Source organism: Aeromonas sp. QDB63, assembly GCF_027707425.1.
Lineage (GTDB): Bacteria > Pseudomonadota > Gammaproteobacteria > Enterobacterales > Aeromonadaceae > Aeromonas > Aeromonas caviae.
In genome coordinates, this window is sequence record NZ_JAPCIS010000033.1 from 25664 (window position 1) to 50594 (window position 24931).

At 63.6% G+C, this 24931-nt stretch carries 19 protein-coding genes; 10 read left to right on the top strand and 9 right to left on the bottom strand.

Annotated elements, in window-relative coordinates:
• Positions 1–316 precede the first annotated feature (316 nt).
• Positions 317–691 carry a hypothetical protein gene (locus PG879_RS17000; RefSeq protein ID WP_270830470.1) on the top strand — a complete coding sequence of 125 codons (375 nt, stop codon included), beginning with the start codon at positions 317–319 and terminating at the stop codon, positions 689–691.
• Between the two features lie 181 nt (positions 692–872).
• Complete coding sequence (locus tag PG879_RS17005) at positions 873–1601, top strand: MgtC/SapB family protein (RefSeq protein ID WP_124813227.1); 729 nt, start codon at positions 873–875, stop codon at positions 1599–1601.
• A 78-nt stretch (positions 1602–1679) separates the two neighbouring features.
• Here PG879_RS17005 and PG879_RS17010 read toward each other — a convergent pair whose 3' ends face one another.
• From PG879_RS17010 to grpE, 8 genes are all read right to left on the bottom strand, one after another.
• Positions 1680–2690 (bottom strand): substrate-binding domain-containing protein, encoded by a 1011-nt coding sequence (locus tag PG879_RS17010; protein WP_041213247.1) that lies wholly within the window; start codon positions 2688–2690, stop codon positions 1680–1682.
• A gap of 27 nt (positions 2691–2717) precedes the next feature.
• Positions 2718–4133, bottom strand: a complete 1416-nt coding sequence (locus tag PG879_RS17015) for a glycoside hydrolase family 32 protein (protein ID WP_270830471.1) — start codon at positions 4131–4133, stop codon at positions 2718–2720.
• Positions 4133–5497, bottom strand: coding sequence for a sucrose-specific PTS transporter subunit IIBC (locus PG879_RS17020; protein ID WP_102948701.1), 1365 nt, complete (start codon positions 5495–5497; stop codon positions 4133–4135). Before PG879_RS17020 ends, PG879_RS17015 begins: the two co-directional genes overlap by 1 nt.
• Before the next feature lie 83 nt (positions 5498–5580).
• Entirely contained in the window at positions 5581–6540 is a 960-nt protein-coding gene (locus PG879_RS17025) for an aminoimidazole riboside kinase (protein ID WP_270830477.1), read from the bottom strand.
• Between the two features lie 111 nt (positions 6541–6651).
• Positions 6652–8142 (bottom strand): carbohydrate porin, encoded by a 1491-nt coding sequence (locus tag PG879_RS17030; RefSeq protein WP_270830472.1) that lies wholly within the window; start codon positions 8140–8142, stop codon positions 6652–6654.
• Positions 8143–8406: 264 nt separating this feature from the next.
• Entirely contained in the window at positions 8407–9543 is a 1137-nt protein-coding gene (gene dnaJ, locus PG879_RS17035; RefSeq protein WP_039039235.1) for a molecular chaperone DnaJ, read from the bottom strand.
• 269 nt (positions 9544–9812) lie between these two features.
• Positions 9813–11741, bottom strand: a complete 1929-nt coding sequence (gene dnaK / locus PG879_RS17040; protein WP_010673646.1) for a molecular chaperone DnaK — start codon at positions 11739–11741, stop codon at positions 9813–9815.
• 283 nt (positions 11742–12024) lie between these two features.
• Positions 12025–12600 (bottom strand): nucleotide exchange factor GrpE, encoded by a 576-nt coding sequence (gene grpE / locus PG879_RS17045; protein ID WP_216986814.1) that lies wholly within the window; start codon positions 12598–12600, stop codon positions 12025–12027.
• A 263-nt stretch (positions 12601–12863) separates the two neighbouring features.
• Here grpE and nadK point away from each other — a divergent pair, with 263 nt between their 5' ends.
• The gene (gene nadK, locus PG879_RS17050; protein ID WP_010673644.1) at positions 12864–13748 is read left to right on the top strand and encodes an NAD(+) kinase; all 885 of its coding nucleotides are present in this window, start codon (positions 12864–12866) and stop codon (positions 13746–13748) included.
• Positions 13749–13772: 24 nt separating this feature from the next.
• On the opposite strand, the gene PG879_RS17055 is transcribed toward nadK, so the two are convergent.
• Positions 13773–14930 (bottom strand): GGDEF domain-containing protein, encoded by a 1158-nt coding sequence (locus tag PG879_RS17055; protein ID WP_270830473.1) that lies wholly within the window; start codon positions 14928–14930, stop codon positions 13773–13775.
• Positions 14931–15236: 306 nt separating this feature from the next.
• Between PG879_RS17055 and recN the strand changes: the two genes are divergently transcribed.
• The 7 genes from recN to PG879_RS17090 all read left to right on the top strand — a co-directional run bounded on the left by recN (position 15237) and on the right by PG879_RS17090 (position 24859).
• Positions 15237–16901 carry a DNA repair protein RecN gene (gene recN, locus PG879_RS17060; protein WP_042014248.1) on the top strand — a complete coding sequence of 555 codons (1665 nt, stop codon included), beginning with the start codon at positions 15237–15239 and terminating at the stop codon, positions 16899–16901.
• A gap of 471 nt (positions 16902–17372) precedes the next feature.
• Entirely contained in the window at positions 17373–17813 is a 441-nt protein-coding gene (locus PG879_RS17065; protein ID WP_039039240.1) for a universal stress protein, read from the top strand.
• Positions 17814–18007: 194 nt separating this feature from the next.
• The gene (locus PG879_RS17070) at positions 18008–19171 is read left to right on the top strand and encodes an efflux RND transporter periplasmic adaptor subunit (RefSeq protein ID WP_119197447.1); all 1164 of its coding nucleotides are present in this window, start codon (positions 18008–18010) and stop codon (positions 19169–19171) included.
• A complete protein-coding gene (locus tag PG879_RS17075; RefSeq protein WP_270830474.1) occupies positions 19168–21192 on the top strand; it encodes a MacB family efflux pump subunit in 2025 nt (674 codons plus the stop codon). Before PG879_RS17070 ends, PG879_RS17075 begins: the two co-directional genes overlap by 4 nt.
• On the top strand, positions 21189–22562 hold the full coding sequence (locus tag PG879_RS17080) for an efflux transporter outer membrane subunit (RefSeq protein WP_270830475.1): 1374 nt from the start codon (positions 21189–21191) through the stop codon (positions 22560–22562). The genes PG879_RS17075 and PG879_RS17080 overlap by 4 nt, the downstream gene beginning before the upstream one ends.
• 132 nt (positions 22563–22694) lie before the next feature.
• Positions 22695–23501, top strand: a complete 807-nt coding sequence (locus PG879_RS17085; RefSeq protein ID WP_203764617.1) for a siderophore-interacting protein — start codon at positions 22695–22697, stop codon at positions 23499–23501.
• Positions 23502–23752: 251 nt separating this feature from the next.
• Entirely contained in the window at positions 23753–24859 is a 1107-nt protein-coding gene (locus tag PG879_RS17090; protein ID WP_045524002.1) for a 3-deoxy-7-phosphoheptulonate synthase, read from the top strand.
• Positions 24860–24931 lie beyond the last annotated feature (72 nt).

Sequence of the window (24931 nt, forward strand, 5' to 3'; positions counted from 1 at the left end):
CTCTTTTTTATTATGTTTCAATATGTTGCTATCAAGGGCTCGGGGTTTACCCAGGCCGCCGTATCGGCTACCATGTCGCCTCTTTATCACTAGCGGAGACCATCGGTGGGCAACTCATCAAGTGACAGACGCACGCCGACCCTCGTCGTCGGCACCCTGGTCGCGAGCTAGCCGCAGGTTTTTCTCTGCCGCGACTCGCCACCCTGCGAGAAGTGGATCCCTCTTTTCCCCGCTTTTCACACTTGACGTCAGGTGACGCGGACTCATCCCCCGACACCTTGCCTGCATAGTTTCTGCTTCCCAAAAGGAGGCTGCTATGCGCTTGATTTCAAACAACCCTGTCGCTGACAAATCCCCTTCCCTGCTGAGCAGACTGGGATGGGGCCTGCGGCCACTCTGGCAACGTGGCAGACGGCGTCAGCACCTCTATCGGCTGCACATCCGCTGCGAAGACAGAGCCGACATGGAGCAGGTGCTGGCGGCGGTGAGCCACACCCTGCAACCGGCCGGACTCAGTCCCCTGCAGTCCATGAAGCCCGGGCGCGGTGAAGGCCGCGTGCTGGTGCTGAGCCTCTACTGCACGCCGCCCCAGCGCCGCTATCTGGTGCAGTTCATCCACCAGGTCGGGGCTGTCCACCCGGTACGCTGGGAACTGCGCCCCCGCGCCGGGGACGACGCCACCAGGCATTGACCCTCGAATGAGGCGGGTCCTTCCCGGGCAACCGTGAAGGACCTGTACCCTGTTCTGCGCCATCCCGCCCCGTCAGGAGGCGGGTCGCGCCCTTGCATTCACCACGATGTCGACCTTGCCCCCCGTCTCTCACGCAACCCGGGGGCGAAGGCTGGTCGGCATCCCCAGAAGGAGACCCTTCATGAGAATGTGGCAACAACTCGATTTTCTCGCCCTGCTCGACACCCTGGCCAGCCTGCTGCTCGCCTTCGTGCTGGGCAGCCTGGTCGGCCTGGAGCGCCAGTACCGCCAGCGCACCGCCGGTCTTCGCACCAACGTGCTGGTCGCCGTGGGGGCGGCCCTGTTCGTCAACCTGGCCCAGCGCATCTATGACCTGCATGGCGGCAGTTACGGGGTCGTCCACGTGGTGGTCTACATCGTCTCCGGCATCGGTTTTCTCGGCGCTGGCGTCATCATGCGGGAATCCGGCAACATCCGGGGCATCAACACAGCAGCCACCCTGTGGGGCGTGGCCGCGGTCGGGGCCGCCTGCGGCGCCGGGTTCGCCCTGGAGGCCATCCTCGGCGCCCTCTTCGTGCTGGCCGCCAACACCCTGCTGCGTCCCCTGGTCAACCAGATAAACCGTGACCCGGTGGACAACATGGACACCGAAGTGACCTATCACGTGACCGCTCTCATCGGCCGCGCTCACCAGAAGGAGGTACTGCCCTGGCTCGAGCAGATGCTGGAGCAGGCCCACTACCCCCTGAGCGAGCTCGACATCACCCCCTTCGGCGATCAGGATCTCGAGATCTCGGCGGCGCTGCTCGCCACCGCCATCGATGGCACCAAGCTCGATGCCCTGATGAACACGCTCGGGGAGCACCCTCACATCAAGCAGATCTTCTGGCGGGCCAGCATCACCGATTGACGCCCTCATACCAGATGCAGCAGAAAAAGCCCCGCCGGATACGGCGGGGCTTTTTCACAGGAAAGGGAAGCCGTGTGCCTAGCGGCGGCTGCGCCAGCGCACCCTGGGGTTGATGACCTGGGCGGTCTGGGCTGGGGGATTGCCCGCGATGAGTTGCTGCATCATCTCGAAGGCGGCCCGGGCCAGGGCCGGGCAATCCTGGGCCACGGAATCGATGCGCATGGGGATGCAGTCGAGCAGATCGTGATCGTCGAAGGTACACAGGCGCATGCCGGTCTCCATCAGTTCCGCCTCGTTGAGGTAGCGCAGCACCCCCTCCAGCAGGGTGAAAGAGGCGGTAAAAAGCCCCTTCGGCGGTGCCCCGAGTTCGTCCACCAGCTCAGACATCAGCTGATAGCCCGAGCTCGGCTGGTAGTCACGGTGGCGGACCCGGTCTGAAGTGGCCTCCAGCCCGGCCCGGTGCAATCCGAGCTCGTAACCCGCCAGCCGGTGGCGGCTGGGGGAGAGATCCAGCAGACCGCCGAAGTAGTAGATCTCCTCCCCGCAATCCTCGGCCATATCCTGCACCAGCTCGGCGGTAGCCTTGCAGGCGTCCGAGATCACCATGGGCAGGCGCGACTCACCGATGTGGCGGTCGAGCTGCACCACCGGCAAGCGGTCGTGGATGCGGGCATAGATGTCGTCACTGTGGCCGCTGGAGGCGACGATGAGGCCATCCACCTGACGGCTGATGAGGTTGTCCACCACCCGCTGCTCCAGGGTGGGGTCATCCTCGGAGCAGGCGATGAGCAGCTGGATCCCCGCCTCCCGACAGCGGGCCTCAAGGGCCCGGGCGATGCTGGCGAAGCCGAAGTTGGTGAGGTCAGGGATCACCAGCCCCCAGGTGTAGCTGCGCACCTCCCGCAGGGAGCGGGCATGGATGCTCGGCTGATAGTGGCACTCGTCCGCCACCGCCTGGATCCGCTTGCGGGTATCGTCGGCGATGCGGTATTCCGCACTCTTGCCGTTGAGCACCAGGCTGGCGGTGGCCTTGGAGACCCCCGCAAGCGTGGCTATCTGGGCAATCGTGATCCGTTTCTTCTTCTCCACCTGACCTCCCGGCACACTGACACCGGGCTATTGTACTAGGCAGGTCGCCAGCGGCCAGTGATCGAGGCAAATTTTGCTGTCATCACCACCGCAACGTGCGGAAAGTACTGGGTTTTCGCCGGGGAAGTAACGGGTCGACAAGCTCTGGCGCCCGCCATCGACGAAGCACTCCAGGCTGGAGCGGTCACACAAGACGGTGATCTTGCCCCCAAGCCAGGGGGCGCTTCGCTCCTCCCACTCCCCGCTCTGCCAGTTCTGGCGCCGCAGGACAAGACGCCCCGGCTGCCACACCAGCTCGACCACGGCCCCAAACCAGAGGCTGCCCTCACCGCCAAGCGCCAGATCGAGCCAGGCCGAGTCGATGGCCAGCCCCGGAAATTCACCGAGCGTCCCCTCGAAGCGGGTCTGCTCCCCCTTCAATGCCGCGAGCTCCGCCACTGGCCGCTGGCAGAGCCAGTCGTCTTGCCAGAACAGCTCCCGCGGGCAGCTCATCTGGTGCAGCCAGCCGTGCTCGAGAGTGGGCTGGCTCATCTCGTTCTCCTCCGGCAAGCCCAGCCAGCCAAACAAGAGGCGCCGCCCCTGGTTGTCCTGAGTGGTCTGGGGGGCATAGAACTCGAAGCCCCTGTCCAGCTCGTGGAAATCCCCGTACGCGAAGCGCTCGCCGTCGAAGTCACCCGCCAGCCAGCCGCACTGGTAGAGGTTGCGATAATCCTCTCCCTGCGGGGCTATCCCCTGCGGGCAGCTGATCAGCACATGGCGATCACTCAGGGGGAAGAGGTCCGGACACTCCCACATATAGCCAAACTCCCCGAGACCGCCGTGCCCGCTGCCGGCGATGGGGCCCACCAGCGTCCAGGCATCCAGGGTATCACCGCGATAGAGCAGCACCTCCCCCCTGTCGTCCAGGGTGCGAGCCCCCAGCACCATCAGCCACTGCTGGCCGTCGTGCCACACCTTGGGGTCGCGCACATGGCCGCTGTAGCCTGCGGGCAGGTCCAGCACAGGCCCCAGCTTGGCAAAGCCCCCCTCATCGTCGGCGCAGGCCAGACACTGGTAGGCGGTGCGGCTGCCGTCCGGGTATTTGACGTTGCCGGTATAGATGAGAGTCAGGCGCCCCTGCTCATCGCTGACCGCCGAACCCGAATAGCAGCCGTGGCTTTCATATTCCTCGGTGGGCAGCAGCGCCACCGGCTCGTGCTGCCAGTGCAGCAGATCGGTGGAGGTGACATGCCCCCAGCCCTTGTTGCGATGCTCGCAACCGAGCGGGTTCCACTGGTAGAAGAGGTGGTAGCGCCCGCCGTGCTCGATGAAGCCGTTGGGGTCGTTGAGCAGCCCCACCGGGGCCGCCAGGTGCCAGCGCGGCCGATGGGGATCGGCCGCCGCCTTGAGCTGTCCGGCCAGCAGCGACCGGACAATTTGGTTGAGCAATGCGACGTCTTTCATCACTCCACCTTGTACTTGAGCAGGTAGGAGGCGGCGAAAGCGGCGCCAAAGGCGATCACCAGACCGATGACGTAGTGGATGAGGCTCATGGGCTGGACGATGGCCATGCCCGGGATGCCGGTCAGGCCCACCGCCGTCATGCCGACCTTGGCCGCCACCACGTAGGCGCCGCCGCAGGCCCCGCCGAACAGACCGGCCAGGAAGGGCTTGATGTAGCGCAGGTTGACCCCGAAGATCGCCGCCTCGGTGATGCCAAGCAGGCAGGACATGGCCGCCGGCACCGTGATGGCCTTGATCTTCACATCGCGGGTCTTGAAGTAGACCGCGAGGCAAGCCCCACCCTGGGCCACGTTGGCCATGGCCCAGATGGGCAGCAGGAAGTTGACGCCGATGGCAGGGTTGGCCAGCAGCCCCGCCTCGATGGCGTGGAAGCTGTGGTGGATGCCGGTGATGACGATAAGGGAATAAGTCCCGCCAAACACCAGACCCGCCAGCCAGCCTGCCTGCTCATAGAGGGCGCTCAGACCGAACGAGATGCCATCCCCCAGCACCCGCCCGGCGGGGCCGATGAAAAGCAGCGCCACGAAGCCGGTGATGATGACGGTCAAAAACGGGGTGAGGATGAGATCCAGGGCGTCAGGGATGCGCTTGCGCAGCTGCTTCTCCAGGTGGGACATGAACCAGACCGCCAGGAGCACCGGGAAGACAGTGCCCTGGTAGCCGATCATGGCGACATCCAGGCCGAAGAAGTCCATGGTCTTGAAGCCCCCGGCCACGCCCCAGGCGTTGGTCAGGGCCGGGTGGGTGAGGATGCCGCCAAGGGTCGCCCCGAGGTACGGATTGCCGCCAAACTCCCGCGCCGCCGTAAAGCCGATGAGGATCGGCAGGATGATGAAGGCTGCCGAGCTGAACATGTCGAGCATGACGAACAGGGCGCTGTCGGCGTTGACCCAGCCGTAGGTGCGCACCATGCCGAGCAGCCCCATCAGCAGGCCGGAGGCGACGATGGCCGGAATGATGGGCACGAAGATGTTGGAGAGGGTCCGCGCCAGACGCTGGGCCACGTTGAGCTTGGCCGTCGCCATGTCGGTCAGCTCCGCCTTGCTGGCGGTGCCGGTCCCGGTCAGCGCCACGAACTCCGCATAGACCTTGTTGACCAGGCCGGTGCCGAAAATGACCTGGATCTGGCCAGCGTTGCTGAAGCACCCCTTGACCCCCTCCAGCTTGTCGATGGCGGCCTTGTTCACCTTGCTGTCGTCCGCCAGCACCAGCCGCAGCCGGGTGGCGCAGTGGGCGGCGCTGACGATGTTCTCCTTGCCCCCGAGCAGGGGCACCAGATCCTGGGCTATCGCACTGATATTCATATTCTTCCTCTTATGACCCGCCACGCTGGCGGGCCCTTGTCACATGAGAGTAGGGGCTGTCGAGCCGGGCTTCTAGCCGCAGATCAACAGCCGTCTGCGCCTGATCGCAAAAAATCATCCAGCCGGGTGCGGGTGGGCAGTGCCGTCATCGCCCCCTTGGCGGTGGTGGCGAGCGCCCCGCAGCCGTGGGCCTGAGCCAGAATGGCGGGCAGCTCGGCCAGCGTCGGCAGCGAGGTCCGTTCGGCCAAGGCCGCCAGCAGCCCGGCGACGAAGGCGTCCCCCGCCCCCGTGGTATCGAGTGGCGTCACTTTGGGCCCCACCCACTCCAGCAACTCGCCACCCAGACGGGCCACCACGCCCCCCGCCCCCCGGGTCACCAGCACCAGGGCCGGGCCTGAAAGAGTGGCAAGCCCCGCCGCCAGATCGTCCAGACCGCTCAGCAGTTGCAGCTCCTCCACCGAGAGCTTGACCACGTCGGCGAGGGTCATGGCCTCGCGCACCACGGGCAGCATCTCGGCAGGGTTGCCCCACACCTCTGGCCTCAGGTTGGGGTCGAAGCAGACCCGCCCCCCGACGGCACGGATGGTCGCCATGGCTTGCAGACAACTGCTGCGCACCGGCTCGTTGGCGAGCGCAATGGAGCAGGTCAGCAGCCACTGCCCGGCCTGGAAGACCGGCAGATCGGCGTGGCTCAGGAACTGATCGGCGCTCGGGCGCACCATGAAGGTGAAGCTGCGCTCCCCCGCCTCATCGAGATCCACCAGTACCGTGCTGGTGCGATGGGCCGGATCCTGGATCAGATGGCGAATGTCGACCCCCTCCCTGGCCAGAGTCTCCCCCATGAAGCGGCCGAAGGGATCCGCGCCGACCCGGCCAATGAAGGCCGACTCCCCGCCGAGCCGGGCAACGCCCACCGCCACGTTGGCCGGTGCGCCACCCGGACACTTGAGGTAGTGCTGCTCCCCTTCCGGGATCAAGTCCACTACCGCATCCCCCATTACCCACACACGATTCGTCACCTTGTTGCTACTCCACTGCTGCACAGGATTTGCCGGGGTCAGCCCCGGGTTCTGGGTCCGCATTATCAGCTAAACCGTTTTAGCTAACCAACAGATCCCGGGGCCGCCTGCCATTTTTGTGATCGGGATAACGAACTAGAACCAGGTTTCCATCTGCACGCCAAAGTTCCACTCGCCCCCGGCGGTGAAGTTGCTCTGGCCCATGGCATCGGAGCTGGCGTAGTTGTCGAGCTCGGAGGACCAGTCCATCCAGGTGGCGAACACCCGAAGCTCGGGCCGCTCGAAGAAGCCGGCGGTTTGCGCCTTGAAGGTCGGCGCGAAGGTGAGCTTGGTGAAATCGCCGCTCACCGCCTGACGACCCTTGTAGCCCTTGGGATCGAGGTCCATGTACTGCCAGGTCGCCTCGTAGACCAGCTCGACGTTCTGGCTCAGCACCTGGGCCAGGCGGCCATTGAGGGTCACCCAGCGGTACTCGTCCCCCTTCACGTAACGATCCTGGCTGTGCTCGGCCAGCAGGGCCGGGGCGACACGCCAGCGCGGGGCAAGATCGGTGGCACCAAACACGGCGACCCGCACCGCATCGGCATCCGGCAGCAGCTCGCTGTCGGAGCCCAGCCCCTTGAGCTCGGCACCCAGACCGTGGCCATACAGCACCGCCGCCTTGGAGAAACCGGGGTTGATGCCAAAGAAGCTGTCGGCGTGGTAGGCCACCAGGGTGTGGGCCCCCTTGTCGGCTGCCTCGCTGCCCGCGCCGCCGTCATTGATGCGCGCCTCGTTGTCCTTGGCGGAGAGGCCGTTCAGCATCCACTGCCAGTTGCCAACGCGGTTGTTCATGGTGAGGATGTAGCTCTCGATGTCGGAGAGACCGCTCGCGCTGATGTCGCCGTAGTCGCGCCCGTAGAGGGAGAAGTTCGCCTTCCAGCTGTCGGCCAGCTGCACGTCGTAGACGCCGCCGCCGGTGCCGGCCAGGAAGACCACGTCCGAGTCGAGCCAGTGGATGTCGAAGTTGTCCCGGTCAAAGCGCTTGCCCGCCCAGAGCACCGAGTGCTGGAAAGGACCGCTGAAGCTCGCCAGATCGCCGAGCTCGGCAAACACCTGGCGGGTGTTGAGGCTGGAATCGCTGGCGGTCCAGTCGTTGCTGGTCTCCACTCCGTCCGCCAGCATCAGCTTGTAGCGGGCCCAGCTGCCATCGTCGAAGGTCTGGGTCTTCAGCAGGTTGGCCTCCATGTAGGTGTCATCCTCGTTGCCAAGGCGACCCACGGCGCCGCCCACCGAGCCGGCCGGGGTGATGTAGGGGCCGCCGCGGCCACCATTGCCGTTGCCGTTCACCAGCAGGCCCGAGCGGGCATAGCCGTGGAACTCGAAGCCCTGGGCACCGGCAGTCTGCTTGTCCACCTTCTCGCTCTGGGCCTTGGCCACGGCGGCGGTCTCGCGGGCTTCGTTTGCCTTGCTCTGGGCCTCATCGGCCCGCGCTTCGGCAGCGGTGGCGCGCGCCTCGGCCGCCTGCACCCGCGCCTCCAGCGCCGCCAGCCTGGCTTCGATACCGCCATCCGCCGCCCACAGCGGGCTGCTCATTCCCAATCCCAGCGCCACGGCCAGCGCCAACTTGCTCTTGAACATCGTCATCGTCCTCACCTGTCTTCTGTCGCCCGTCCGGGCTCTGTTGTTGTTGACGAGCCGAGGATAGCTAAACCGCTTTAGCTGACTCAATATGTCAGCTAAACCGTTTCAGCAGGAGTGTGAGCGGGATAACATTTGTACAGGGGGAATTGGCGGAAGTTGTGAGGAGGATCCCTCATCGGGATCCACTCAATAAGGGGGGATCCAGGCCAGATGGCGGGCAAAAAAAAGCCGGCACATCCGTGCCGGCTTGGGTAACGCGGGTCGCGTTTATTTGGTCAGGTCGTCGAAGAAGCGTTTCACCCCTTCGAAGAAGCCTTCGGATTTCGGCTTGTGGGTCTTGGCAGCGGCGCCGCTGAAGGAGTCGTCCAGCTGGCGCAGCAGATCTTTCTGGGTCTCGGTCAGCTTGACCGGAGTCTCGATCACCACCTTGCACATCAGATCCCCCACCTGGCCGGAGCGCACGGACTTGACGCCCTTGCCCCGCAGGCGGAACAGCTTGCCGGTCTGGGTCTCCGGGGTCACCTTGAGCTTGACCCGACCATCCAGGGTCGGCACTTCAATCTCGCCGCCGAGCGCCGCCGTGGTGAAGCTGATGGGCACTTCGCAGTAGAGGTCGTTGCCGTCACGGACGAAGATCTCGTGCTCGCGCACGTGAACCTGTACGTACAGATCCCCCGCCGATGCGCCGGTTTCCCCCGCTTCCCCTTCGCCGGAGAGACGGATGCGATCCCCGGTATCGACCCCGGCCGGGATCTTGACCGACAGGGTCTTGGTCTTCTGGTAGCGCCCTTCCCCATGGCACTTGCGGCACGGATCCTTGATGATCTTGCCGCGACCGTGACAGTGGGGGCAGGGCTGCTGTACCGCGAAGAAGCCCTGGCGCATCTGCACCTGGCCGGAGCCGTGGCAGGTGGGGCAGGTCTGGGCCTGGCTTCCGGTATGGGCACCGGAGCCGTTGCACACTTCGCAGTGGACCTGGGTCGGGATCTTGATCTCCTTGGAGACCCCGCGCACCGCCTCTTCCAGCGTCAGCTCCATGTTGTAGCGCAGATCGGAGCCACGGGCCGGGCCGCGACGACCGCCCCCGCGACCACCGAAGATGTCGCCAAACACGTCGCCGAAGATATCGCCGAAATCGGCACCACCGCCAAAGCCGCCGTGGCCGCCACCCTGGCTCGGATCCACCCCGGCATGACCGTACTGGTCATAACGGGCACGCAGGTTCTCGTCGGTCAGGACCTCGTAGGCTTCCTTGACCTCTTTGAACTTCTCTTCAGCCCCGGCATCACCCTGGTTGCGATCCGGGTGATACTTCATGGCCAGACGCTTGTACGCCTTCTTGATCTCGCGCTCGTCGGCACCTTTCGACACCCCGAGCACTTCGTAGAAATCGCGCTTCGACATACTCATCCTGTTGCTATATCAGCAGTTACGCAGACGGGCGTTGGTTACCCAACGCCCGTAAATTCATTGACGAATCTGCTCACACTCTTACTACGAAGCCGTGATCAAGGCTCATGTGCAGCTCGCTTGTTTGTAACCAAGAGTGCTCATGTATTCACATAGACTCCGGTTCTTGCGCTGCTCTTTACCTTGCTGACGGCCTCTCGCGATAGACCGTGAACAGATTCTGAGCCGATGGGCGAAGCGGACTTCGCCCATCCGGGTCGGGCTTACTTCTTGTCGTCTTTCACTTCTTCGAACTCGGCGTCGACCACGTCGTCGTCAGCCTTGGCAGAAGAGGAGGACTGACCGGCGTCAGCACCGGCGGCGCCTTGCGCCTGAGCCTGCTGCTGAGCAATTTCCATCAGCTTCTGGGACGCTTCCAGCAGCGCTTGCTGCTTGGCTTCGATGGCAGCCTTGTCGTCACCCTTGATGGCGGATTCCAGCTCGCTCAGGGCAGTCTCGATCTTGGTCTTCTCGTCGGCAGGCAGAGCTTCACCGGCTTCGGTGACCTGCTTGCGCACGGAGTGGACCAGACCGTCAGCCTGGTTGCGGGCCTGCACCAGCTCTTCGAACTTCTTGTCCTCGGCCGCGTTGGCTTCGGCTTCGCGTACCATGCGTTCGATCTCGTCATCAGACAGACCGGAAGAGGCCTGGATGGTGATCTTCTGCTCCTTGTTGGTCTCCTTGTCTTTCGCGGAGACGTGCAGGATGCCGTTGGCGTCGATGTCGAAGGTCACTTCGATCTGCGGCAGACCGCGCGGTGCCGGACGGATGCCTTCCAGGTTGAACTGGCCCAGGGACTTGTTGTCGCTGGCGCGCTTGCGCTCACCCTGCAGCACGTGAATGGTCACGGCAGACTGGTTGTCTTCGGCGGTGGAGAACACCTGGGACTTCTTGGTCGGAATGGTGGTGTTCTTCTCGATGAGCGCGGTCATCACGCTGCCCATGGTTTCGATCCCCAGGGAGAGCGGAGTCACGTCCAGCAGCAGTACGTCGGTCTTGTCACCGGACAGTACGGCACCCTGGATGGCAGCACCCATGGCCACGGCTTCGTCCGGGTTGACGTCTTTGCGCGGCTCTTTGCCGAAGAAGTCGGCCACGGTCTTCTGAACCAGCGGCATACGGGTCTGACCGCCCACCAGGATGACGTCGTCGATCTCGCCAACCGCCAGACCGGAGTCTTTCAGGGCGACACGAACCGGCTCCAGGGAGTCTTTCACCATGTCTTCCACCAGGGATTCCAGCTTGGCGCGGGTCACCTTGATGTTCATGTGCTTCGGACCGGTGGCATCTGCTGTGATGTACGGCAGGTTCACGTCGGTCTGCTGGGCAGAAGAGAGCTCGATCTTGGCTTTTTCGGCGGCATCTTTCAGACGCTGCAAGGCCAGCTGGTCGTTGCGCAGATCGATGCCCTGCTCGCGCTTGAACTCGTCAACCAGGTAGTTGATGACGCGGTTGTCGAAGTCTTCACCACCCAGGTGGGTGTTACCGTTGGTCGCCAGCACTTCGAAGGTGGTTTCCCCTTCGACTTCGTCGATCTCGATGATGGAGATATCGAAGGTACCGCCCCCTAAGTCATATACGGCAACCTTGCGCTCGCCCTTGACCTTGTTGACGCCGTAGGCGAAAGCAGCTGCAGTCGGTTCGTTGATGATGCGTTTTACATCCAGACCGGCGATACGACCGGCATCCTTGGTGGCCTGACGCTGAGCGTCGTTGAAGTAGGCCGGTACGGTGATGACGGCTTCGGTCACCGGCTCGCCAAGGTAGTCCTCGGCGGTCTTCTTCATCTTTTTCAGCACTTCGGCAGAGATCTGCGGCGGTGCCATTTTCTTGCCTTTCACTTCAACCCAGGCGTCACCGTTGTCGGCCTTGGCGATGGCGTACGGCATGATTTTCAGGTCACGTTGTACTTCGTCATCTTCGAAACGACGGCCGATCAGACGCTTGATGGCGAACAGCGTGTTCTTCGGGTTGGTGATGGCTTGGCGCTTGGCCGGCTGACCAACCAGGATTTCGCCGTCATCGGCATAGGCAATGATGGACGGAGTAGTACGGTCGCCTTCCGCGTTCTCGATCACGCGAGCATGGTCGCCATCCAGAATAGCGACGCAGGAGTTGGTAGTACCCAGGTCAATACCGATGATTTTACCCATTTGACGAATCTCCAAATACTTTGAATAAACTGGCGAGGGGCTCGCCTTGATACGTTAACGGCTAGGTGGGGCCTGCCACTGTGGCTTTCAAGCTCCCGGCATCAAATTTTTTGTGCCGCCGTGGCCTTGCAACCTATATGGGGTCTCAAGTCGGCGCTTCAAGTCCGGCCCTGAAAAAACCTGCATACAGGCCACCTGACAGCCAAATGACGCCAGACACGTCTTTTGGCGCCACATCCAACAAAAAGCCCGCCAAGCGGCGGGCTTGGTGAGAACAGCGCGATCAGTCAGCGGACTTGGAGACCATCACCATGGCCGGGCGGATGACGCGGCCGTTGAGCTCGTAGCCCTTCTGCATCACGGCGATCACGGTGTTCGGCGCCACGTCGGCACTGGGCACCATGCTCATGGCCTGGTGGGCATTGGGGTCGAACGGCTGGTTGGTCGGGTCCAGCGCCACCAGGCCAAACTTGGCCACGCCGCTCTGCATGGATTTCAGGGTCAGCTCGACCCCTTCAATCATCGGCTTGAGGGTGTCGTTCTCCTTGTCCGCCAGCTCGATGGCGCGCTCCAGGTTGTCCAGCACCGGCAAGAGCTCTGCGGCGAACTTCTCCAGTGCAAACTTGTGGGCTTTCTCCACGTCCTGAGCGGCACGGCGACGCAGGTTCTCCATCTCGGCGACGGCGCGAATGGCGCGCTCGCGCTCTTCCAGGGAGGCCTGCTGGGCCGTCTCCAGCTGGGCCTCCAGCTCGGCGATACGGGCCTGCTCGGCTGTCACTTCACTGTCTACATCGGTCGGCTCGACTGGCTGGGCTTCCACTTGCTCCATCGCTTCAACCTTTTGTTCTTCGTGGCTCATGACATCTCCAATATTCAGGGGTTGCGTGTGAGGGTGGCTGGCGTTCAGACAAGCGACACGCGCCAGCAGACCCTGTGTTGGCGCTATTATGGGGACACAGCCCCGGCTTTCAAGGGGAAAAGGGCAGATCGGGCACAATGGCGCCCATCCGCGTGCCAGGCAGTCCCTTTTCGGGGCCGATTGCACCAACCACCACGGAGGCAGACAAATCCCCGGCAAAGCGCGGTATACTCCCCCCAAGACTCTCCCAGACCCGATAACCTATGGATTCTCCGTTCAAAACCGTTGCCCTCATCGGCAAGCCCCATCACGAGGGGGCCAACCAGACCCTGACCGGCCTGTACCAGTACCTGACCAGCCGCGGCTTTCGTGTGCTGCTGGAGAGCCGGGTGGCCCATACCCTGGGGCTGCTCGGGGAGAACGTGATGGATCTGGTGCAGCTCGGCGAGCAGGCGGATCTCGCCATCGTTGTCGGCGGTGACGGCAACATGCTGGGGGCCGCCCGGGTGCTGTCACGGTTCGATGTGGCGGTGATCGGGGTGAACCGGGGCAACCTCGGCTTCCTGACCGATCTCTCGCCCCAGGATTATCTGCTGCCCCTGGAGCAGGTGCTCTCGGGTCACTTCAAAAGCGAGCATCGCTTCCTGCTGGAGGCCGCCGTCTATCGCCACGGGGAGCGCAAGTCGAGCAACCTCGCGGTCAACGAGGCGGTGCTTCACCCGGGCAAGATCGCCCACATGATCGAATTCGAGGTCTACATCGACGGCAGCTTCATGTACAGCCAGCGCTCGGACGGCATCATTGTGGCGACACCCACCGGCTCCACCGCCTACTCCCTGTCGGCAGGGGGCGCCATCCTCACCCCCAAACTCAACGCCATCACGCTGGTGCCCATGTTCCCGCACACCCTGAGCAGCCGCCCCATCGTGCTGGATGCGGACAGCGAAGTGCGGCTGCTGGTCTCGCCAGACAACCAGGACGACGCCATGCAGGTGAGCTGCGACGGCCAGGTCACCCTGGCGGTCCACCCGGGGGACGAGATCCTCATCAAGAAGAGCAGCCACAAGCTTCATCTGGTGCATCCGCTGGATTACAGCTACTTCCACGTGCTGCGCAACAAGCTCGGTTGGGGCAGCAAACTCTTCTAGCCAGGCACCATCGGTGGCGAGGGTCTACCCCTCGCTGCTTTCGACCAGCCGAGGCAGTGCCGGCTCGAATGCCAGATGCACCCCGTTTCGTCCCGCTTCCTTCACCCGGTACATGGCAGCATCGGCTTTGGTCAGCATCAGTGCCAGGTCAGCCTCGGCACTGGCGCACACAACCCCCATGCTCACCGTAACCCCCTCGCACGGCAGGCAGGCCCCCTGCCGGGAGCCCGTCTCTATCTGGCGGCGGATCCGGTCACAGATGTCGCGGGCCATCTGGCCGCTCACGCCCCCCATGATGATGGCGAACTCCTCGCCACCAATGCGCCCCACCAGATCATCCTTGCGTACCTCGGCCACCAGCACCCCGGCCACATAGCGAATGACTTCATCCCCGCAGCCGTGACCAAACTGGTCGTTGACCCGCTTGAAGTGATCGATGTCCAGGACCACCACGCAGCGCGTCTGGCCAGGCGTAGTACCCTCTCCGAGCCTGAAGAGGCCGCGCCGATTGAGCACCCCGGTGAGGGGATCCCGCTCCGAGAGCGCCAGCAATGCCTCCTCCGTCTCCACATAGGCCACCAGAGGCAGCAACAACACCGAGCCGATGGTCAGCACCATGTGCATGAAGAAGATGAGATCGAGCCAGCCTCCGTCTCCCATCCGCCCTTCAGCTCCCAGCAAGAGCAGCCCCCCCTGACTCAGCAGGATGGTGAAATGCAGCAGGTAAATGAGCGCCACCACATGGAGCACCCGCTTCTGTTGCCGGCCGAGAGAGACGATGAGGCAGGCGCACCACAGGTACAACATCGACTCCATCAGAGCCAGCACAATACGCACGGGGGCGAGGCTGGACAACCCCAGATAGAGCAGCAGCAACACCGCCACGCCTCCCCCCACGGCACGGGGATGCCATGCGCGCTCGTAAAGCGCACAAAAACCGGCGAGCAACAGCAGGATGCTCATGAGCGAGACCAGGCCGCCGACCCGGATGCCCAGCGCCGGATACCCTCCCAATACCCCCAGACTGAGCAGCAGGATGGAGAGGGAGAAGAGAAAAGCGGAGAGGGACCAGTACAGAAAGTTGCCTCGACCCGGCTTCAGGGAGTGGATGAACAGCATGATCAGCCCCGACATCAGGTTGATTGCCAGGGAGATCAGCAGCAGGGTCGGGGTATGGATCATCGTGACGCATCCTTGCGAAGAGGTCTGTACACAGCCCAGGCTCAACCAGGACTGTTTCGAGTGTGTCTCAGCCAGCCACTCACCACAAGAGAGCCCCTCGAGGTGGCTTCTCGCATCGCCTCAGCCCATGCCAGGTACGCAGGTTGATTTTGCAGGCCATCTGATCGGCGTCACACCCATGCCGCGGCCTTGACATCCTTGCCCTCCCCCTGTTTCGCAAAAATCCTCCCTGCCCACTTTACTGTATATAAGACCAGTATATACTGGATACATACACAGTAATGTTGACCCATACAGGATGAGACCATGCTGACCCAGCTGACCGTCAACAACTTCGCCATCGTCAAGTTTCTCGAGCTCGATCTGCAACCGGGGATGACCTGCATCACCGGGGAAACCGGGGCGGGTAAATCCATCGCCATCGATGCTCTGGGGCTGTGCCTGGGGGAGCGCGCCGAAGCCAGCATGGTGCGCCCGGGCAGCGACAAGACCGAGGTGAGTGCCCGCTTCCTGCTGGAGGGTAATCCTGCCGCCCGGGCCTGGCTCGCCACCAACGAGCTTGAAAATGACGGTGAGTGCATCGTCCGGCGGGTATTGTCCGCCGAGGGGCGCTCTCGCAGCTATATCAACGGGGTTCCCGTCCCCCTCGCCCAGCTCAGGAACCTGGGTCAACTGCTGGTCAACGTCCACGGTCAGCACGCTCACCAGATGCTGCTCAAACCCGATTACCAGCTCGCCCTGCTGGACGGCTACGCCGGTCATCATCTGCTCCTCGACGATGTGCGCCGCCACTACCAGCAGTGGCGCCAGTTGCAAAACGAGCTCAACCGGCTCAAGGCCGAGCAGCAGCAGCGGGAAGCCCGCCGTCAACTCATCGAATACCAGGTGCAGGAGCTGGATGAATTTGCCCTTCAGCCGGGAGAGTTTGAAGAGATTGAAGAGGAGCATCAGCGGCTCGCCAATGGCACCGAGCTGATGCAGGAGTGCGGGTATTGCCTCGATCTGCTCTATGACAATGAAGAGACCACCATCGCCGGTCTGCTGCAGACGGCGGTGGACAGGGCCGAGACCCTGGTCGGCATGGACAGCCGGCTTGGCAACGTGCTCGGCATGCTCAACGAAGCCCTGATCGGCGTACAGGAGAGCCACAGCGAGCTGCGCAGCTATCTCGACCGGCTGGAACTGGATCCAGAGCGCTTCAACGAGCTGGAGAGCCGCCTCTCCAAGGCCATCAACCTGGCACGCAAGCACCATGTCAAACCGGCGGAGCTGGCCCTGCACCATCAGGAGCTGGCCGCCGATCTGGCCCGCCTCAACTCCGACGAAGAGCGACTCGAGGGGATGGAAGACGAGCTGGCCTCGGCCCGCCAGGCCTTCGTGCAGGCCGCCGAGGCCCTGAGCCAGAGCCGCCAGCGCTATGCCGAGGAGCTGGGCGCCAAGGTAAGCGCCAGCATGCACGAACTGGCGATGCCCGATGGCCGCTTCGCCATCGAGGTGCGACCCGATGCCCAGAGCAGCCTCTCGCCCCTTGGCATCGATCGGGTGGAGTTCATGGTCACCACCAACCCGGGTCAGCCCATCCAACCCCTTGGCAAGGTGGCTTCTGGCGGCGAGCTGTCGCGTATCAGCCTCGCCATCGTGGTGATCAGCGCCCGCAAGATCTCCACCCCGACCCTTATCTTCGACGAAGTGGATGTGGGGATCAGCGGCCCGACCGCCGCCGTGGTGGGCCGCCTGTTGCGCCAGCTCGGCGAATCCACCCAGGTGATGGTGGTCACCCACCTGCCCCAGGTGGCAGGCAAGGGTCACCAGCACATGGTGGTGAGCAAACACACCGACGGCAAGACAACGGAAACCCAGATGCAGGCGCTCACCCCGGGTGCCCGGCTCAACGAACTGGCCCGCCTGCTGGGGGGCGATCAGATCACCGACAACACCCTGGCCAACGCCCGTGAGTTGCTCGCAAGCTGACCACGGGGCGGGAGGGATGCCCTCCCGTCCATGTCGGCCCTTTCAGATTGACCGTGCCATCATCGCGCTGGCCAGTTGAAGCCTCTTGCCGACGGTGCCGGCCTGGTTGACCCATGCCGTGAGCCGCAAGCAAGAACGAGGAGCTGCCCTGGCTAATCCGCGGCACGTGTCTTGATGCTCAGTCTGAACCTGCCAGCCTGGTCATCACCCAGTCGGGTTTCCATCGCCATGGTCAGGACGCCACTCATCTTCGTTGCACTCATTCATATATCGAACGGCCCCACTCCTTCATTTTCCATTCAACTCAGTCTGTTATGATGATGTAAACGGACTCGGTACCTTCAGTTGCCATCGACAGAAGGTGACGCTTGATGCAAACACACCGGGTTCGTTTGAGCTGACATTTCGCGGGAAGGGAGGATGGGAGCGCGCTTCCGCCGTCTGACCCGCACCTGCCAAGGAGAACTGCTTATGAGCCCGACCAATATTGTGCTGTTGCTGGAAGGCAAGGATTACGAGCAGGAGACACTGGCCAAGGCGAGCCGTCTGGCACAAGGGCTGGGCGCCAACCTGACCTTGTTGCACCTGACCCACAGCAGCAAGACCCGTCGCAATAGTCTGTCCCTGTCACAAGAGGAGCGCAGCCCCCAGGGCACCCTGGATGCCAAGGCGATCATCAGTGAACTCATCACCCAGCTGTCTCATCCGGTGGATTACCAGTGCCTGGTGGTGGATGACGTGGTACCGGATCTCCAGCGCTGGCTGGCCGCCCACCCCGCCGACCTCTTGCTGGTCGGCAGCCGTCATCACTGGATGGAGGGCTCGCTGGCCCGCCTGCTCCTCTACAAACTGCCCCTCGATATCCAGATCTGCCACGAGCCTCACGCCGCCTTGCTCAAAGCCGTCGGTTGACACCACAAGACCCGCTCCCTGAGCGGGTCTTCTTGTTTCTGACGCCCCGCCGTCATCCTCCCCCAGCTTGACCTCCTCCACTGCGTCACCGCCAGAACCACACGATTTCTTACACATTGCTCGCTTCTTTTTGAGGGCCATTTGCTGCACGATATGGCCCTTGCACGCCTTCGCTCGTTTCGTTCAGGTGATAAATGAAAGCTCTTCGAAAACCCGGCAAGCTCGCCCTGCTCGCCCTTGTGCTGATCCCTCTCGTCACCTGGCTGGCCTGGCCAGGCAACACACCGGACCCGGTACTGACCGCAACGGTTACCCGACAGGATGTGGAGCAGACGGTGCTCGCCAGTGGCGTACTGCAGGCCATCGAGCAGGTGGATGTGGGGGCCCAGGTCTCGGGTCAGGTCACCTATCTCGCGGTGGAAGCGGGTCAACAGGTCAAACAAGGAGAGCTGCTGGCGGAGATCGATCCCCTGATCGCCCAGAACAACCTCAAGACCGCCGAGGCGGAGCTGGCCAGCCGCCGCGCCCAGCTCAAGATCAAGCAGGCACAGCTCAAACAGAACGAGCTTGCCTGGCGCCGCCAGCAGCAGATGTTTCGGCAGGAAGCGAGCTCTCGTGCGGATCTGGAGAGCGCCGAAGCCCAGCTTGCCGTCACCCGGGCCGAGCTGCAAAGCGCCCAGGCCGACATCGACAACGCCATCATCAAGGTGGAGCGCGCCAAGACGGAGCTCGGCTACAACCGCATTCAGGCCCCCATGGATGGTACCGTCGTCTCCATCGTCACCCGGCAGGGGCAGACCCTGGCCGCCAGCCAGACGGTACCGACCCTGCTCAAGCTCGCCAATCTCGACACCATGACGGTCAAGGCCCAGATCTCCGAAGCGGACGTCACCCGTGTCAAGGCAGGCATGCCGGTCTATTTCACCCTGATAGGGGATCCGGATACTCGCTACCACGGTACCCTTCGCACGGTCGAGCTGGCCCCCACCAACATCAATGAGCAGACGGCCAGCACCACGGCCACCAGCAATGCAGCCATCTACTACTATGCCCTGTTCGATGTGCCCAACCCCGGCCATCAGTTGAGGGTCGCCATGACGACCCAGGTCACCATCGTGCTCGGCGAGCGCAAGCAGGTACTGGCCATTCCCCAGACCGCCCTCGGCAAGAAGACTGGCGACAACGAGTACGAGGTCAGCCTGCTCAAGGAGGGGGACCAGAGAGAGACCCGCCGCATCAAGACCGGCATGAAGGATGACATCAAGATTGAGGTGGTGAGCGGCCTGACCGAGCAGGAGAAGGTGATCCTGGAGCAGGGCAAACCGGCCCTGCACGATGAAGGGGAGATGGAGCCGTGAGCGAGCTCCTGATCCGTCTCAAGGGTATCGAGCGGCGCTACCAGAGCGGAGAGCACGAAGTGACCGTGCTGCACCCGCTGGATCTCGCCATCGATGCCGGGGAGATGGTGGCCATCGTCGGCGCCTCCGGCTCCGGCAAATCGACCCTGATGAACCTGCTGGGCTGCCTAGATCGCCCGAGCGGCGGCCAGTATCTGTTTCGCGGCCAAGACACCGCGACCCTGGATGCCCTCTCCCTGGCACGGCTGCGCTGCCACCACTTCGGCTTCATCTTCCAGCGCTATCACCTGCTGCCCCATCTGGATGCGGCCGCCAACGTGGAGATCCCCGCCATCTATGCCGGCACTGCCCGCCTTGATCGCCAGGCCCGAGCCCGCACCTTGCTGACCCGCCTGGGACTGCAGGATCGCAGCCACCACAGACCCGGCCAGCTCTCCGGCGGTCAGCAGCAGCGGGTCAGTATTGCCCGGGCGCTCGCCAACGGCGGCGAGGTGATCCTGGCGGACGAACCCACCGGCGCTCTCGACAGCCAGAGCGGCAAGGAGGTGATGACCATCCTCAAGGAGCTGCACGCCCAGGGCCACACCATCATTCTGGTGACCCACGACATGGCGGTGGCAAGCCATGCGGATCGCATCATCACCCTGCGTGACGGGCGGGTAGTGGAGGACAGCGGCCATCGGGCGTCCGATGACAACGCAGCCTCCCCCTCCCCATCCGGGGCGCCAGCCCACCCGCAGCCAGGTGACGGCAGCCAGCTGGCCCCTCCCTCTGTCGGGCAAGATGCACGGGGCACAGGCGCCGCCGTCCGCACCGCAAGCCGGGGCTGGGATCGCTACCGGGAGGCGGGGCGCATGGCCCTGCACGCCATGCTGGCCCATCGCATGCGCACCTTCCTCACCATGCTCGGCATCATCATCGGCATCGCCGCCGTGGTCAGCGTGGTGGCGCTGGGTCAGGGGGCGCGCGCCAAGGTGATCGACGACATCAACGCCATGGGCACCAACACCATCGACATCTTCCCCGGCAAGGACTGGGGAGACGAGAAGGCCGCCAGCATCCAGACCTTGAACGAGCGGGATCTCGACGCGCTGCTCGGCCAGCCCTATCTGGAGGGGGCCAGCCCACAGATAGCGACGTCGGGCCAGCTTCGCTATCGCAACAAGACCAGCAGCGGCAGCGTGATCGGGGTCGGCAACGACTTTTTCCGGGTCAAGGGGATGACGCTCACCCAGGGGCGCCTGCTCGATGAGCGGGACATTCGAAACCGGACGGCAGTCGCCGTGGTGGATGGCAAGACCATAGAGAGCCTGCTCGGCAAGGTGGACCCGGTCGGCCAGGTGGTGCTGGTCGGCACCCTGCCGGTGCGCATCGTGGGGGTGGTCACCCAGGAGACCGGCTTTGGCCGCAGCAGCCAGTCGGTCAATGTCTGGCTCCCCTACAGCGCCGTCATGAGCCGTCTCCTCTCCCAGCAGCACTTCACCCAGATCACCATCCGGGTCAAGGACGGCGTCCAGCCCGCCCTGGCCGAGCAGGCGGCAGTCGCCCTGCTCACCCAGCGCCACGGCGTGAAGGACTTCTTCACCTTCAGCAGCGACAGTATCGTCAAATCGGTGGAGAAGACCACCGCCACCCTGACACTGCTGGTCTCCGCCATCGCGGTGATCTCCCTCATCGTCGGCGGCGTCGGCGTGATGAACATCATGCTGGTCTCGGTGGTGGAGCGTACCCGGGAGATAGGGATCCGCATCGCCGTCGGCGCCCGCCAGTCCGACATATTGCAGCAGTTCCTCATCGAGGCGGTGATGGTCAGCCTGCTGGGGGGGCTGCTCGGTATCGGCCTCGCCCTGCTCATCGGCGCTCTCTTCTCCCTGCTCGTGGAAAGCTTCCAGATGCGCTTCTCGCTCTTCTCCATCCTGATGGCCTTCGGGTGCTCCTCCCTCATCGGGATCCTGTTTGGTTACCTGCCCGCCCGCAATGCGGCCAGGCTCGATCCGGTGGAGGCACTGGCGAGGGAATGACGATGCACAACCTATCAAGGCTCGGGCTAAGCCTGATGCTCACCGCCAGCCTCGGTGCCTGCAGCCAGCAGAGCACCTATCACAGACCCGATCTCGACGTGGCGCCAGCATGGCAGCAGGAGAGCCGGGGCCTCACCGTGCAGCAGGCTGGTCCCTGGTGGCAGGGATTCCAGGATCCCGCGCTCGATCGCCTGGTCGAGGCGGTGCTGGCCGCCAACCCGGACATGCGGGTGGCCGGGCTCAAGCTCAAGAACACCCTGCTCGGCGCCGATCTGGCTGACACCAACCTCACCCCCTCGGTCAGCGCCAATCTCGGGGCCAGCGGCACCAAGAACATGAAAGATGGCAGCGCCAGCAGCAACCTGGGCCCCTCCCTCAACCTCAGCTACGAAGTGGATCTCTGGGGCAGACTGGCCGCGGCAAGGGATCAGGCGAGCTGGGAGGCACAAGCCAGCGAACAGGATCTGGCCGCCACCCGATTGCTGCTCATCGGCAAGACCCTGGAGCAATACTGGCAACTGGCCTACCTCGGCTCGGCCATTACCCTGGGCACCCAGCAACTGGCCAATCTGGAGCGCATTGAACGCCTGACCCGCGCCAAATACGAGGCGGGCGCCGTGACTCGACTCGATCTGGTACAGGCCAGCCAGCAGAAGGCAGGCAAGCAGGCGGAGCTCACCACCCTCACCCAGCAGCGGGCACAGGCGGGCAATGCTCTTCGCCTGCTGCTGGGCCGCAGCAGCGGGCCGCTCGCTGACGCTCCCGACGCCCTGGTAATGGGCCCGATCCCGTCCCTGGCGGCCGGCATTCCCGCCGATGTGCTGGCCCGGCGGCCCGATGTGCGCGCCGCCGAACTCAGGCTGCGCAAGACTCTCGCGAGGGGAGACGAGATCCGCACCGGCTTTTATCCCACCCTGAGCCTGACCGGCGGTGCCAGCACCACCTCGGATACCCTGACCCAGGTGCTGCAAAATCCGGTTGGCACCCTGGGCGCCACGCTGGCGCTCCCTTTCCTCGAGTACAACAAGACCCGGCTCTCCATCGCCAGCGCCGACATCGACTACCAGATTGCCGAAACCGAATTTCGCAAGCAGCTCTATACCGCGCTGCTGGAAGTGGAGGATGGCCTGGCCGCCCGTCAGCAAGGGGAACAGCGGCTGCGCTATCTGGAGCAGCAGAGGGCCTATGCCCGGGAGGCCGAAAGGCTCGCAAGCGCCCGTTTCCTGGCCGGAGCCACCGGGGTGCAACCCTGGCTGGATGAGCAGAACCGCCTGTGGGATGCCGAGCTCGCTCTGCTGGCACAGCAGCAGGCCCAGCTCAACAACATGGCAGGCATTTATCGGGCGCTGGGGGGAAGCGATCGATCCTGACCCAGGCAAAGAGTGTGGGATCGCGATGGACATCCCGAGGAGGTCAATCGCGACCCATTCTTTCCACAAACCAATTGATAATAGTTTTCATTTCATCAAGAATGGGCGCCATCATCAGCCAGGAGTATGCCCATGTCTCAACCCGCCCCGGCCAATCGCCCCCGCCTGCTCACCGTCAAGCATGTTCAGGATGTGAGCCCGCACCTGCGCCGAATCTGCCTGACCAGCCCCGAGCTTGTGGACTACCCCTTCAGCTGTGGCGGTGCTCATGTCAAGATCATGCTGCCCCGACCGGGTCAGCGCGAGATAGTGTTGCCCACCCCCACCGACAAGGGGCCTCGCTGGCTCGATCCCGCCCAGAAACCCGTCATTCGCACCTTCACCATACGCGCATTTCGCCGGGAGGCGCTGGAGCTCGACATCGACTTCGCCCTGCACGGCGAGGCCGGCCCCGCCAGTCGTTTCGCCCTGCACGCCAAACCGGGTGACAAGCTCGCCATCTCGGGCCCGGGCGGTCCCGACCCCATGCTGCAAATGGCCGAGCACTATTACATGGCGGGGGATCTCACCGCCCTGCCCGCCATCAGCGCCATGGTGGAGGTGATGCCGGCCCATGCCCTCGGCCATATCGCCCTGCTGGTCCCCCATCAGGACGACGTGCAGGATCTGTCGCTGCCGGCCGGCGTCGACCTGCGCTGGTTCGTGGGCAATCCGGAGCAGGCCGCGACCTTGGTGGCGCATTTCACCGCCCAGCCCATGGTCGCCGAGGGGAGCTATTTCTGGTTTGGCGGGGAAGAGAGCCTGGTCGTGCCGCTGCGCCGCCACGTCAGACGCGCCCTGGATGCCGAGCGCCAGCGGGTCTACGCAGTCCCCTACTGGCGCAGCGGCAAGGATGAAGACGCCTACCATCAGGACAGGCACGCCGTGATGGACAGCTGATCCCCTCTTTATCTTGTGACTGGCGGGCTTCTTCCCTCGGGGAAGCGGCCTGCTTTTGCTGCGGTTCCCCCGCCATCGTTCTCTCTCCCCCCATCTTCGCCTGGCGATTTCATTGCACTTGCATTTGAGACAAACACCAAGATAATGACAATCATTCTCAACAACTGCGATGAGCCGTGAATCTGTCTGCTCCCAACAGGATGGCGCATACGGGTTCCCCATCGCACACATGCACAGCAAGGTAACTCCAGATGGCAGTTTTGAATTCGGTCATGCGCGCCTTCGCCATAGAGGCGCTACCCACCCCTGCCGAGCTGCTGGCGCAGCACCCCTGTCCGGCCGACATGGCCCGGCACATCGACAACCAGCGCCATCAGGCACGCCGGATCCTGGCAGGTGAAGACGATCGCCTGCTGGTCGTGATTGGCCCCTGCTCCATCCATGATCCCGTCGCGGCCCTGGACTATGCCGGACGGCTGGCACGACTCGCCACCGCCTATGAAGACAGCCTTCAGATAGTCATGCGAGCCTATTTTGAAAAGCCGCGCACCACGGTGGGCTGGAAGGGGCTGGTCTTCGATCCGCACCTGGACGGCAGCAACGACATCAATCGGGGATTGCATCTGGCACGCCAGGTGCTGCTCGACATCAATGGACTGGGGCTCGCCACCGCCACCGAATTCCTCGACACCACCAGCTTTCTCTATCTCGCCGATCTCGTCAGCTGGGGCGCCATCGGGGCACGCACCACGGAGTCTCAGGTCCACCGGCAATTGGCCTCCGCACTGCCCTGCCCCGTGGGATTCAAGAACGGTACGGACGGCAATATCCGGGTCGCCATCGATGCCATCCAGGCCAGTACCGCCTCCCATCTCTTCACCGCCCCCGGCAGCCAGGGCGGCATGGTAGTGATCAAGAGCGAAGGCAATCCCGACGGCCATATCATTCTGCGTGGCGGCACCCTGCCCAACTACCACCAGAGCGATGTGGCGGAGGCAGCAGACCGCCTCACCCGCCAGGGACTCCCCCCTCGCCTGATGGTGGATTGCAGCCATGGCAACAGCCAGAAGCTGCACACGAACCAGCTGAAGGTCGCCAAAGAGCTCTGTCGCCAGCTGAGCGAAGGGAGCCAAGCCGTCGCCGCCGTCATGGTCGAGAGCTTCTTGCTGGGAGGAAACCAGAAACCGGCTCCTCTGGGTGAACTGCAATACGGTCTGTCAGTGACCGATGCCTGCCTCTGCTGGGAAGAGAGTGAACACCTGCTTGCCATGCTGGCAGAGGCGGTCCAGGCCCGTCGCCGCACCCGGAGAAAATACACACACGCCGTTCAGTCTGAACTCGGACAACCCGTCATCTAAATAGCTGTTCCGAATAGTAGATCACCGGAGGAAGGGAACTCAGTCCAGTTTGTGCGATCTGATTAGTCGCTA